Annotated in this window: 11 protein-coding genes; all 11 read right to left on the bottom strand. The window is 69.1% G+C overall.

Going from position 1 to position 12,453, the window contains the following annotated elements; all coding sequences use genetic code 11:
- Positions 1–5 precede the first annotated feature (5 nt).
- Positions 6–842 (bottom strand): F0F1 ATP synthase subunit A, encoded by an 837-nt coding sequence (atpB, locus tag OHB00_RS34415; RefSeq protein WP_406440626.1) that lies wholly within the window; start codon positions 840–842, stop codon positions 6–8.
- Positions 843–1,052: 210 nt separating this feature from the next.
- Positions 1,053–1,484, bottom strand: a complete 432-nt coding sequence (locus tag OHB00_RS34410) for a hypothetical protein (protein WP_406440624.1) — start codon at positions 1,482–1,484, stop codon at positions 1,053–1,055.
- Positions 1,485–1,786: 302 nt separating this feature from the next.
- Positions 1,787–3,226 (bottom strand): MraY family glycosyltransferase, encoded by a 1,440-nt coding sequence (locus tag OHB00_RS34405; RefSeq protein WP_406440622.1) that lies wholly within the window; start codon positions 3,224–3,226, stop codon positions 1,787–1,789.
- Positions 3,227–3,375: 149 nt separating this feature from the next.
- The gene (glyA, locus tag OHB00_RS34400) at positions 3,376–4,620 is read right to left on the bottom strand and encodes a serine hydroxymethyltransferase (RefSeq protein ID WP_406440620.1); all 1,245 of its coding nucleotides are present in this window, start codon (positions 4,618–4,620) and stop codon (positions 3,376–3,378) included.
- A gap of 358 nt (positions 4,621–4,978) precedes the next feature.
- Entirely contained in the window at positions 4,979–5,662 is a 684-nt protein-coding gene (locus OHB00_RS34395; RefSeq protein ID WP_093499065.1) for a protein-tyrosine-phosphatase, read from the bottom strand.
- On the bottom strand, positions 5,659–6,306 hold the full coding sequence (locus OHB00_RS34390) for an L-threonylcarbamoyladenylate synthase (RefSeq protein ID WP_350777730.1): 648 nt from the start codon (positions 6,304–6,306) through the stop codon (positions 5,659–5,661). Before OHB00_RS34390 ends, OHB00_RS34395 begins: the two co-directional genes overlap by 4 nt.
- 79 nt (positions 6,307–6,385) lie before the next feature.
- Positions 6,386–7,231 (bottom strand): peptide chain release factor N(5)-glutamine methyltransferase, encoded by an 846-nt coding sequence (gene prmC, locus OHB00_RS34385; RefSeq protein WP_406440618.1) that lies wholly within the window; start codon positions 7,229–7,231, stop codon positions 6,386–6,388.
- Positions 7,232–7,280: 49 nt separating this feature from the next.
- Positions 7,281–8,357, bottom strand: a complete 1,077-nt coding sequence (prfA, locus tag OHB00_RS34380; RefSeq protein ID WP_406440616.1) for a peptide chain release factor 1 — start codon at positions 8,355–8,357, stop codon at positions 7,281–7,283.
- Positions 8,358–8,683: 326 nt separating this feature from the next.
- Positions 8,684–8,908 (bottom strand): 50S ribosomal protein L31, encoded by a 225-nt coding sequence (rpmE, locus tag OHB00_RS34375; RefSeq protein WP_030049623.1) that lies wholly within the window; start codon positions 8,906–8,908, stop codon positions 8,684–8,686.
- Between the two features lie 300 nt (positions 8,909–9,208).
- Positions 9,209–10,327, bottom strand: coding sequence for an LCP family protein (locus OHB00_RS34370; protein WP_406440614.1), 1,119 nt, complete (start codon positions 10,325–10,327; stop codon positions 9,209–9,211).
- Between the two features lie 218 nt (positions 10,328–10,545).
- Positions 10,546–12,369 carry a trypsin-like serine protease gene (locus tag OHB00_RS34365; RefSeq protein WP_406440612.1) on the bottom strand — a complete coding sequence of 608 codons (1,824 nt, stop codon included), beginning with the start codon at positions 12,367–12,369 and terminating at the stop codon, positions 10,546–10,548.
- Between the last annotated feature and the right edge of the window lie 84 nt (positions 12,370–12,453).

Genomic DNA, 12,453 nt, shown 5'->3' with positions numbered 1-12,453 from the left:
GGCGCTCAGTGGTGCTCGGCGAGCGCGCCCTGGATGTAGCTGCAGGTCAGCAGTACGAAGACATAGGCCTGGACAGCCTGGATGAAGAGTTCGAAGGCCGTCATCACGAGGACCATGACGAACGAGACACCGGAGTAGGCGATGCCGATGCCGTTCAGCATGTACCAGCTGGCGATCGTGAAGAGCAGCAGCAGGGTGTGACCGGCGAACATGTTCGCGAAGAGTCGCACGGCGTGGGTGAACGGCCGGACGATCAGGTTCGAGAAGAACTCGATCGTCATCGACAGCGGCAGCACCGGGCCGAGCGTCTTGTCGTAGCCGGTGACGTTCTTGAAGAAGCCGACGAAACCCTGGCGCTTGAAGGTCAGCACGACCCACGTGATGTAGACGATGCCGGCCAGGGCCGCGGGGTACGAGATGATCGCGGTGACCGGGAACTGGGCGACCGGGATGATCGACCAGAGGTTCATCATCCAGATGAAGAAGAACAGCGAGACGACGAACGGAACGTACTTCTCGCCTTCCTTCTTGCCGATGGTCTCGTAGACGACACCGCGCCGCACGAAGTCGTAGCCGGTCTCGGCGATCATCTGGAGCTTGCCCGGGACGACCTTCGGACGGGCGAAGGCGGCCCAGAAGAAGCCCACGATGATGATCGACCCGAGCAGCGCCAGCAGCATCGTCTTGTTGAAGTACAGGTTGCTGTCCGCGTCGCCGAAGAGCGGCTTGAACAGGAACGAGTGGAGGCCCGGTGCCGGGAAGCCACACCCGTCGAACAGGTGACAGCTCGTGTCGAAAGCGAGCGTCTGCGTCGGGTCAGCACTCACCGCGGGCTCCTTCATCGTGGCGCATGGGTACGGCAACCTCGTTGTGTCGGCGCGGCGCAGGGCCGCGGTTCGGCACGGGACTGGTGTTACGGATGTGGGGGCGGCTGGGGGGCATCTCGCCTCGCGATTGAGCAGGCGTCAGCTCAGATGCCCGCGCCCGCGATGCCGCAGTTGGCACCGGACGATAGCAGGATCTCTCGTACGCCTTTATCCCGGCCCTACCCCTCACGACGAATGCCCGGTCTTCTCGGCCTTGTCGGCCTTGTCCGGTTCGACGTAGAGGATCTTGGCCTTCATGTGGGCGCGGGTCTGCGCGGCGATCCACGTGAGCGTGGCGACCACGAGCGTGATGGCGAAGGCCCGGGGGTTGAACAGCGTCGTGTTCTTGAAGACGGCCATGAAGATGACCAGCAGCAGCAGCTGGGCCGCGTAGAGCATCAGGCCCATCATCTGGAACAGCTGGGGATACGACTTGGCGGTGCGCTGCAGGACGTAGAGACCGATCCCCATGAAGAGGATCACGATCACCGTCCCGACGAGCGCCCCGATCGCTCCCTTGCCGCCCGCGACCACCCCGCCGACGACGGCGGCGAGCACGCCGACGGCGGCCGTGGGTACGGCGGCCTGGGCCAGGATCCGGGCGTCATTGGACGGCATGGCGGCAACTCCGCTTTCACAGGGGGGCAGGTGTCGTCATGGACGAGCGTAGTCCCGGCCGGAGGGTCGAAGACCTCACGCTGACGGACCGTCGCAGTCGGGTCCTTCGACTCTGTCCGGGGTTCTCGTGAACCGTATCACAAACTATTTGATGAGGTCTTTACCTGGTAGGTGTGCTCGCTGTCACACATGAGAGTGAACCTGCGCGTCTGAGCGAAATCCGAGCCGTTATGTCTGGTATTGGGGGGCTTTGGTACCCCACGACTTGGCAATGCTCTAGTCAGATTCTTACCTTGGCGCGGTCAGCGGGAGGTCTCGGAGGTGCGCCGGTCCAGGAAGCGCGAACGGGCCCCGAGGGCGGTCGCGCCGTTGACCGAGGCCGTGGCCGCACCGTTCACCGTGGCCGCACCGTTCACCGGGGCCGCTCCGTTCGGGGCCGCTCCGTTCACGGAGGCCGCTCCGGCGGCCACCGGAGAGCGGTGTTCGTCGCACGGCTTCTCCGGCTCCTCCAGCTCGACGGAGGCCGCCGTGCGAGGAGTTGCCGCCGCCGGCTCGGCGGCGGCAGCGGTGTGCGCCCGGCGCCGGTAGCGGGGCGGCACGAAGGCCTGCGCCCACATCGGGGCCCGCGGCGTGAACCGCGGCAGCAGGAGCAGCCCCAGGCCGACCGCGCTGAGGAACACCGCACCGAGCACGATCCACATGGACGCCGAGTTCACCGAGTAGGCCAGCGCCCCGAAGCCGATCAGCGCCGACCAGAAGTACATGATCAGCACGGCCCGGCTGTGCGAGTGGCCGATCTCCAGGAGCCGGTGGTGCAGGTGCCCCCGGTCCGCCGCGAACGGCGACTGACCGCGCCAGGTGCGCCGCACGATCGCCAGCACCAGGTCGGCGGCCGGCACCGCGATGATGGTCAGCGGCAGCAGCAGCGGGATGTAGACCGGCACCATCTGGTGGACGGTGTTGCGCTCGGACCCGGCGAACAGGTTCATCACGTCCGGGTCGACCTGACCCGTCACCGAGATCGCACCGGCGGCCAGCACCAGGCCGATCAGCATCGACCCGGAGTCGCCCATGAAGATCCGCGCCGGGTGCATGTTGTGCGGCAGGAAGCCCAGGCACATGCCCATGAGGATCGCCGAGAACAGCGTCGCCGGTGCGGCCGCCTCGATGCCGTACGAGTACCAGATCCGGTAGGCGTACATGAAGAACGCCGCGGCCGCGATGCACACCATGCCGGAGGCCAGACCGTCCAGGCCGTCGACGAAGTTCACCGCGTTGATGGTGATGACCACCAGGGCCACCGTGAGCAGGGTGCCCTGCCACGGGGTCAGCGCCACCGTGCCGACGCCCGGGATGGGCAGCCAGAGGATCGTCAGACCCTGCATGACCATGACGCCCGCGGCGATCATCTGACCGCCCAGCTTGATCAGCGCGTCGATCTCGAACTTGTCGTCGAGCACACCGATCAGCCAGATCAGCGCAGCGCCGGAGAGCAGCGCCCGCGGCTCGTTCGACTTCGCGAAGACCTCGTTGAGGTTGGACATGTGGTCGGCGACCAGCAGCCCCGCGCACAGGCCGAAGAACATCGCGATCCCGCCGAGCCGCGGAGTGGGCTCCCGGTGCACGTCACGCGCCCGGATCTCCGGCATGGCCCCCGCCACGATCGCGAACTTCCGTACCGGCCCTGTCAGCAGATACGTCACCGCGGCCGTGATGCAGAGCGTCAGCAGGTATTCACGCACAGGCTTCCCCACATGTCTCGCTGGCCATCACAGCCCCACACCCTAGCGAGGGACGCATATGTATGGGGACTTCCGGGTAGCGACGATGGTTGCACGTGTGGCTGTGAGCCGGGCGTACAACGGGTGTACGACGCTGCGCCTACCCCGTCTCAGCCGGGATACGGCGGAAATCTACCGGTGAGCTCACGCACCTCCTCACGCGCCCTCCCCGCGTCCGTCGCCCCGCGCACCACGCCCGCCAGCAACGCCGCGATCCTGGTCATCTCCGCCTCCGCCATGCCCTGCGTGGTCACCGCGGCGGTGCCCAGCCGCAGGCCCCGGGCGTCGCCGTGCGGCAGGGCACAGCAGTCCAGCACCATCCCGGCGGCCGCGAGCCGCCCCCGGGCGACCCGGCCCTCGGCCCCGAGCGGCGCGGTGTCGACGGTGATCAGATGCGTGTCGGTGCCCCCGGTCGTGACGACCAGCCCCTCCCTCGCCAGCCGGGCCGCGAGGACCCTCGCGTTGGCGACCACCTGATGGGCGTACGCGGTGAACGCCGGTGTTGCCGCCTCCCCGAACGCGACCGCCTTCGCGGCGATGGCATGCATCTGCGCGCCGCCCTGGGTGAACGGGAACACCGCCCGGTCGAGCCGCTCGGCCAGCTCGGGCGCACCACACAGCAACATCCCGCCACGCGGCCCGCGCAGCACCTTGTGCGTGGTCGCGCACACGACGTCGGCGTACGGCACCGGGTTCGGCGCGGCGCCGCCGGCGACCAGCCCGATGGGATGGGCGGCGTCGGCGATCAGGTAGGCGCCCACCTCGTCGGCGACCTCACGGAAGAAGGCGTAGTCGATGTGCCGGGGATAGGCGATGGACCCGCACACGATCGCCTTGGGCCGACGGCTGCGGGCCAGCGCCCGCACCTGGTCGTGGTCGATGAGCCCGCTCTCGGCGTCCACGCCGTACCCGACGAAGTCGAACCAGCGGCCGGAGAAGTTGGCCGGCGAGCCGTGTGTGAGATGTCCGCCGTAGGGCAGCCCGAGGGCCAGCACGGTGTCGCCGGGCCGCAGGAGTGCCGCGTACGCGGCGAGTACCGCCGACGATCCCGAGTGCGACTGCACATTGGCGTGCGCCGCGCCGAACAGCGCCTTGGCCCGGTCGACGGCGAGCCGCTCGGCGACGTCCACGATCTCGCAGCCGCCGTGGTGCCGGGCGCCCGGATACCCCTCGGCGTACTTGTTGGCGAGCGGCGACCCCAGCGCGGCCAGCACAGCCGGAGAGCTGAAGTTCTCGGCGGCGCTCAGCTGCAGCGACGTCGACTGCCGCGTGAGTTCCCCCAGCAGGATCTCGGCCAGCTCCGGATCCTGCCGGCGCAACAGATCACCCTCGACGAGGGCAGAGGTGACCGGCATGAGGACTCCGGGCGGTCGACGGGGACGTATGTCCAATGTAGGCCCGGTATGGGGCGGACGCACGGTTTGTTCGTACGGGTGGGGGTGGTGGGGGGCTTCGCCGCCGGAGGGGTTGTTGCGGCAGGTCGCGCGGCTGCGGGTGCGTGGGGGTTGCTCGCGCAGTTCCCCGCGCCCCTGACGGGGCGCTTCGCCTCGCGCATCCGCCATCGCCACCACCCTGGACAGGCGTCTCTGCCACCGCAACCGCCGTGGGCAGGCGTTCCGCACGGCGATGGGGGTCCCCCGCGTGAGCGAAGCCGAGCGTGGGGGAGGGTGGGCACGGCCTGCAGGGCCGGGTGCCTATGTGAGCAACGTGGACTTACATCCGCGCGGGAACACCGGTGAGCGCCGTGACCACCGGGTCCAGCGCCTCGTGTATCTCGTCGCCGATCGACTGGAAGAACGGCAGCGGGGCGCCGTACGGGTCGTAGACCTCGTCCGCCTCCGCCGTCGGCGCCAGCAGCCACCCGCGTAGCGCCGCCGCCGCCCGCACCAGCGCACGCGCCCGGACGACCACGCCTTCCGAGGTCGGCGGCAGCGTGGCCGGGTCTATCGCGCGCACCAGCCGGGTGAACTCCTTCAGCGTGAAGGTACGCAGGCCCGCCGAGTGCCCCATGGAGATGACCTGGGCCCGGTGGTCACGGGTGGCCGTCAGAACGAGGTCCGCCCGGATCACGTGCTCGTCGAGCAGTTCGCGGCCCACGAAGCCGGAGGCGTCCGCACCGAAGTCGGCGAGAACGGCCTCCGCGTTGGCTTCCATGGGCGCGCCCTCATGGCCCCAGGTGCCCGCGCTCTCCACGACCAGCCCGCCGCCGAGGAAGGCGCCGAGCCGGTCCGTCACGAGATGGCGGGTCAGCCGCTCGGTGATCGGCGAGCGGCACACGTTGCCGGTGCTGACGTGGAGGATGCGGAAGCTGTCGCGAGGCAGCCCCACGAACGTCGTCGTGATCTCCGCCGCGCTCTCCCCGTTGCCTATGCCACGCCCCGCGTCAGGGGCTGTCAATTCGCCACCTCGAGGTCGGGTACGACCTTCCGCAGCTCCTCCGCCGAGATCGCGCCCGCGCGCAGCAGCAACGGAACTTCGCGGGTGACGTCGACGATCGACGAGGGCACGTTGCCGGGGGTCGGACCGCCGTCGAGGTACACGGAGACGGAGTCGCCGAGCATCTCCTGCGCGGCGTCACAGGTCTCCGGGGACGGGTGGCCGGTGAGGTTGGCGGAGGAGACGGCCATCGGGCCGACCTCGGTGAGCAGCTCGATGGCGACGGGGTGCAGGGGCATCCGGACGGCCACCGTGCCCCTGGTGTCCCCCAGGTCCCACTGCAGGGACGGCTGGTGCTTGGCGACCAGGGTGAGGGCGCCCGGCCAGAACGCGTCGACCAGCTCCCAGGCCAGCTCGGAGAAGTCGGTGACGAGACCGTGGAGCGTGTTCGGGGACCCGATCAGCACAGGGGTGGGCATGTTGCGGCCCCGGCCCTTGGCGTCGAGGAGGTCGGCGACCGCCTCCGAGGTGAACGCGTCGGCGCCGATGCCGTACACGGTGTCGGTCGGCAGCACCACCAGTTCGCCCCGGCGGACGGCGGACGCGGCCTCGCGCAGACCCGTCACGCGGTCGGTCGCGTCGTTGGTGTCGTATCGCCGTGCCATGTCTAGCGGGCCTCCTCGTACACGTAATTCTGGGCTTCGGAAAACACTGCCTGCGGGGTACACGCCGGCTGCGGGGTGCTCACGGCAGCGCCTTGCGGGCGGTCGCGAAGCGGGGGCGGTTGTTGAGGTCCGGGTGGTCGGCCGCGTCGGCCCAGCCCCGCTCCTCGGTGAAGATCCACGGCACCTGGCCGCCCTGGGTGTCGGCGTGCTCGATGACGACGACACCTCCGGGGCGCAGCAGCCGGTGCGCGGTGCGTTCGATGCCCCGGATCAGGTCGAGGCCGTCCTCGCCGGAGAACAGGGCGAGTTCGGGGTCGTAGTCGCGGGCCTCCGGGGCGACGTACTCCCACTCGGTGAGCGGGATGTACGGAGGGTTGGAGATGACCAGGTCGACATGGCCGTCGAGGTCGTGGAAGGCGTCCAGGGCGTCTCCCTGGCGCAGGTCGACCCTGGAGTCCGCCATGTTCTTGCGGGTCCACTGGAGCGCTTCCTCGGACAGCTCCACGGCGTGCACGCGCGAGCGCGGGACCTCCTGGGCGAGGGCGAGCGCGATGGCGCCGGAACCGGTGCACAGGTCGACGATGCGGGGCTCGACCACGTCCATGGCGCGCACGGCGTCTATGGCCCAGCCGACCACCGACTCGGTCTCCGGGCGCGGCACGAACACGCCGGGACCCACCTGGAGTTCGAGGTACCGGAAGTACGCCCGCCCGGTGATGTGCTGGAGCGGCTCACGCTGCTCCCGGCGGGCGATGACCTCCCAGTAGCGGGCGTCGAAGTCGGAGTCCTTGACGGAGTGCAGCGCGCCCCGCTTCACGCCGTGCACGAACGCGGCGAGCTCCTCCGCGTCGTTGCGCGGCGAGGGCACGCCGGCGTCGGCCAGCCGCTGGGTGGCCTGGGCCACCTCGGCGAGCAGCAGGTTCACGCTGGTCCTCCGTGTCGTAACTCGTCCGTTCCGTACGTGCGTACGTGCCTTACGCGGCCGCGAGCTTGGCGGCCGAGTCCGCGTCGACGCAGGCCTGGATCACCGCGTCGAGTTCGCCGTCCAGGACCTGGTCCAGGTTGTACGCCTTGAAGCCCACGCGGTGGTCCGAGAGACGATTCTCCGGGAAGTTGTACGTGCGGATCTTCTCGGAGCGGTCGACGGTGCGGACCTGGCTGCGGCGGGCGTCGGCGGCCTCCTTCTCCGCCTCCTCCTGCGCCGCGGCGAGCAGCCTGGAGCGCAGGATACGCATCGCCTGCTCCTTGTTCTGCAGCTGGCTCTTCTCGTTCTGGCAGGAGGCGACGACTCCGGTCGGGATGTGCGTGATGCGCACGGCGGAGTCGGTGGTGTTGACGGACTGTCCGCCGGGCCCGGAGGACCGGTAGACGTCGATCCGGAGGTCGTTCGGGTTGATCTCGACGTCGACCTCCTCGGCCTCCGGCGTGACGAGAACACCGGCCGCGGAGGTGTGGATACGGCCCTGGGACTCGGTCGCCGGCACGCGCTGCACGCGGTGCACACCGCCCTCGTACTTCAGCCGGGCCCAGACGCCCTGCCCGGGCTCGGTGGCGCCCTGGCCGCCCTTGGTCTTCACGGCGACCTGGACGTCCTTGTAGCCGCCCAGCTCGGACTCGGTGGCGTCGATGATCTCGGTCTTCCAGCCGACGCGCTCGGCGTACCGCAGGTACATGCGCAGCAGGTCACCGGCGAACAGCGCGGACTCGTCGCCGCCGGCGCCGGCCTTGATCTCCAGGATGACGTCCTTGTCGTCGGACGGGTCCCGGGGAACGAGCAGCAGGCGCAGCTTCTCGGTGAGCTCGTCGCGCTGCTTGTCCAGCTCCTTGGCCTCGGCGGCGAAGTCGGGGTCGTCGGCGGCCAGTTCACGCGCGGTCTCGATGTCGTCGCCGGTCTGCTTCCAGGAGCGGTACGTGGCGACGATCGGGGTGAGTTCGGCGTAGCGCTTGTTCAGCTTGCGCGCGTTGGCCTGGTCGGCGTGGACCGACGGATCGGCGAGCCTCTTCTCCAGGTCTGCGTGCTCGACGACGAGTTCCTCGACGGCCTCGAACATTTTTGGCTCCTGATACTGCTACGGCGTGGGGAAGGGAAGGCGGGCGACCAAAAACGCCGGTCCCGGGCACACCCCTCGCGGGGGCGTGGCCGTGGACCGGCGCTAGGGCCTGTCCGGCGGATCAGGTCGGAGGAAAGCCGCCGTACCTCTTCGATGCCGGTGAGCGGGGCCTGGTGCGTGCAGCTGCAAGGCGGAGGAGGCTGAGATAATCAGCCGCTGCCGCGGCGGGCGACGCGGAGCGTCGGCGACCGACGACAACGCCGCAGATGCGCGTGCCAGGCCCCGCGTCTCCGACAGGATCCGCCGGACAGGCCCTAGGGGGCTCGCTACTTCTTGGAGCCGGCGGCAGCCTTGCCGAAGCGGGCCTCGAAGCGGGCCACACGGCCACCGGTGTCGAGGATCTTCTGCTTGCCCGTGTAGAACGGGTGGCACTCGGAGCAGACCTCGGCACGGATGGTGCCGCTGGTGATCGTGCTACGCGTGGTGAACGACGCGCCACAGGTGCAGCTGACCTGCGTCTCGACGTACTCGGGGTGGATCTCGCGCTTCAAGGTGTCTCCTAGATATCGGGAGGGCACCGGGTCGCCTGCGCGGGCTTGCGGGGCGTGAACCGGGGCCGACGTATCAGTCTGCCAGGACTGACCGCATCCCCCAAAACCGGGGGGCTTCGATCTTTATTCCGGGGATGGGCGGAGGGTGCGCCTGAGGGGGGCCACGGTTTCGCCGTGCGCGACCGCGGGTCCGTCGCGGCCGTTCGCGCAGTTCCCCGCGCCCCTTTCAGGGGCGTCAGCCGTAGCGCCCCTTCAGGGGCGTGGGGAACCGCGCGACCAGCCCCCCACCGGGCCGCACCCTCACGACGCCGTCACGACCCCCTTGGCCTGCCCCGTCGCCGTCCCCTTCGTCGCGGACGCCGGGATCGGCCTGTCGTTCTTCAGCGCCGCCCACACCTGCTTCGCCTTCGCCTCGGCCACTATCACCCGGTTGGGATTCGACGGGTCGTACTCGACCGGCATGGTCACCATGCGCATGTTCTTGGAGCTGATGGACTTCAGGCCGTTCGCGAAGTCGACCAGGGAGTTCACCGAGCCGAGGTCGGAGTCGGTGGTGACCGTCTTCGTCGCGGTGTCGGCCAGGTCGTACAGCTTCTTGGGGCTGGTGAAGACGCCCACCTGCTTGATCTGGTTGATGAGGGCCTTGACGAACGCCTGCTGGAGCTGGATGCGGCCCAGGTCGGAGCCGTCGCCGACGCCGTGCCGGGTGCGGACCAGGCCGAGGGCCTGCTTGCCGTTCAGCGTGTGGGTGCCGGCCTTGAGGTCGAGGTGGCTCTCCCGGTCGTCGATCGCCTTCGTCGTGGTGACCTCGACCCCGCCGAGCTCGTCGATGAGCTTCTGGAAGCCGGAGAAGTCGACCTCCAGGTAGTGGTCCATCCGGATGCCGGTCATCGACTCGACGGTCTTGACCGCACAGGCCGCACCGCCCGTGGAGTACGCGGAGTTGAACATCACGCCGCTCGCCGCGGCGTGGGTGGTGCCCTGCGCGTCGGTGCAGGAGGGGCGGTCGATCAGGGTGTCCCGGGGGACGGAGACCACGGCGGCCTTCTTGTGGCCCTGGTACACGTGGACGATCATCGCCGTGTCGGAGCGGGCGCCGCCGTCGTCCGTACCGCCGCCGAGTTTCTTGTTGGCGCCGGAGCGCGAGTCCGAGCCGAGGACCAGGATGTTCTCGGAGCCGTTGTCGACCTTGGTGGGCCGGTCGCTGCCGAGCACCTGGTTGATGTCGACGGTCTTGAGGTTGCCGTTGAGCTTGAAGTACAGGTAGCCGACGCCGGTGCCGCCGAGGACGAGGATGCCGGCGGCCGTCCAGGCCGTGACGAGTAGCGCCCTGCGGCCGGTCCCTCGGGGCCTGCGGTGACTCGTGGCCTTCGTACCGGGCCCGGGTATGTGCGGGCCGGGCGTGCTCTCGGCGGACATGGGCTCCTCTGTTCTCGTACGACTGCTCGCTTACCCCCTGCTTTCAGGGTCAGGCCCGGCGTACCAGGATCATCGGCACGTACCGGACCATCGTCGCTCCGCCTGGTCAGACGGCGAAACTCGGGAAAGGGTTGCACAACGCGGTGTGCCCACCGCGTGAGGCGATGGGCACACAGTGTCACCGGACAAGCAGGGGCGAACCCCGCTCACCAGGTATTTCAGCCGAAGATGTCGTACTGCTGGAAACCGGTACCGAGCGACTTCCTTGTGCCGAAGATCTCAGAGGTCGCCTTGCCGGAGCCCGGGTAGAGGTACAGCGTGCCGCCGGTCGTCCGGGCCAGCAGGTCGGCCTTGCCGTCGCCGGTCAGGTCGCCGACCGCGACGAGGGTGTTGTAGCCGGTCCAGCCGGAGCGGACCTTCACGCGGGCCGAGAAGAGGCCGGTGCCGGACTTCCCGGTGCCCTTGTAGAGGTACAGGTCGCCGCCGCTGCTCTTGCGGGCCAGCAGGTCGGCCTTGCCGTCGCCGTTGAAGTCGCCGACGCCGCGCAGCTGGTTGTACTGGCTCCAGCCGCCACCGATCCGGACGCGGGCCGCGAACGTGCCGTCGCCCTTGCCCGGGTACAGCCACAGCACACCGCTGGAGTCCTCGGAGAGCACGTCCGGCAGGTAGTCGCCGGTGAGGTCACCGGGGATGACGACGGCCTTGCGGGTCTTCCAGTTGGTGAAGATCTTCTTCGTGACCCAGGAGCCGCTGGTCTGGGCGCTGTTGAGCGCGAAGTGGTCCCAGTAGACGTCACCGGTGGAGGCCACCCGGTAGACGAGGTCCTGGAAGCCGTCCCGGTTGAGGTCGGCCTGGAAGACGGCGTTGACGCCGCTCCAGTCGCCCCAGGAGGCGCGGGCGGCGAGCGAGGTGCCCTTGGAGTCCAGTTCGTAGCCGACCTTCGTCGACGACTTGCGGGCGAACAGGTCGGCCTTGCCGTCGTTGAGCTTGTTGAACAGGCTCAGGTTGGTGTCGGTGATCTGCGCGTAGGCGGCACCGACATAGGTGCTGACCTTCGAGAAGACGCTGTAGGCACCCTTGGCGACACAGTCCTCGACGCCCCAGGAGACCACGCCGACGATCCGGCCGCCGACGACGAGCGGGCCGCCGGAGTCGCCGTTGCAGGTGGTCGTCGTGCCGGTGTCGGAACCGGTGGCGGCCTTGCCGGCGCAGACCATGTGGCCCTTGACGTAGTCGCTGCCGTAGCCGCCCGTGCAGGTGGTGTCGGACTGGATGGGCAGCGTGGCCGTCTTCAGGGTTTCGGAGATGTCGTCCGAGGTGGAGCTGGTGCGGCCCCAGCCGTAGACCTTGGCGCTGGTGTTCGCCTTGTAGGAGGTCGTGTCGGTGTTGGTCGTCAGCCGGATCGGCGTGGCCTTGACCGGGGCGGCCAGGGTCAGCACGGCGACGTCGTTGTTGGGAACGCCCCTGGTCGACACGGTGTACGACGGGTGGTTCCACTGGCGCAGCACAGCGGTGGCGGTGCCGCCGTGCAGGTTGGCGGTGCCGTCGCTGTTGGTGGTGGGCAGCGAGGCGGTGCCGGTGACGACCGCGGAGTCGGTGGTGCTCCACTTGAAGCCCTTGACGCAGTGCGCGGCAGTGAGGATCTTCGTCGGTGAGATGACCGAGCCACCACAGAAGAAGCCGGTGTCGGTGCTCGTGTCGTAGTACCAGAGCTGCGCCATCCAGGGCGCCGACGAGATGGTGGTCGTACCGCCCCCGATGATCTTCGGCGAGACGGCCGAACCGCTCGCGGTGGTGGTCGGCTTCTTCGTGGTCGTCGTCCCGCTGTCGGCGGCGATCGCACGGGCGATCCGCTTGTTCAGGACGGCCTGCGACGGCGTGCTGACGGCCGGCTTGGCCGTGGGCGCCGGCTGGGTGGCCGCGTTGGCGGAGCTCGAGATCAGTGCGGCCGTGACCGCGGCGGCGATTCCGGCCGCGGCGACCGGCAGGGCGAAACGTGTACGACGTCTGTGGCGACCGCTCCCGGACGTGGGTGTACCCACCTAAGTCCCCCCTCGGGATCAGGAATTCGACGTTCGGTCAACTGACCGAAGGCGCGATCGTACACCGAGGAGGAAAACGCGAGG

This window comes from Streptomyces sp. NBC_00631 (assembly GCF_045206895.1).
In the GTDB taxonomy this organism is placed as follows: domain Bacteria; phylum Actinomycetota; class Actinomycetes; order Streptomycetales; family Streptomycetaceae; genus Streptomyces.
Note: the sequence above shows the minus strand (reverse complement) of the source record. Positions and strands in the feature narration are given on the sequence as shown.

Excerpts from the sequence above, each read along its gene's own strand:
- atpB (WP_406440626.1), bottom strand. The coding sequence starts at position 842 with ATGAAGGAGCCCGCGGTGAGTGCTGACCCGACGCAGACGCTCGCTTTC.
- OHB00_RS34410 (WP_406440624.1), bottom strand. The coding sequence starts at position 1,484 with ATGCCGTCCAATGACGCCCGGATCCTGGCCCAGGCCGCCGTACCCACG.
- glyA (WP_406440620.1), bottom strand. The coding sequence starts at position 4,620 with ATGCCGGTCACCTCTGCCCTCGTCGAGGGTGATCTGTTGCGCCGGCAG.
- OHB00_RS34390 (WP_350777730.1), bottom strand. The coding sequence starts at position 6,306 with ATGGCACGGCGATACGACACCAACGACGCGACCGACCGCGTGACGGGT.
- prfA (WP_406440616.1), bottom strand. The coding sequence starts at position 8,357 with ATGTTCGAGGCCGTCGAGGAACTCGTCGTCGAGCACGCAGACCTGGAG.
- OHB00_RS34370 (WP_406440614.1), bottom strand. The coding sequence starts at position 10,327 with ATGTCCGCCGAGAGCACGCCCGGCCCGCACATACCCGGGCCCGGTACG.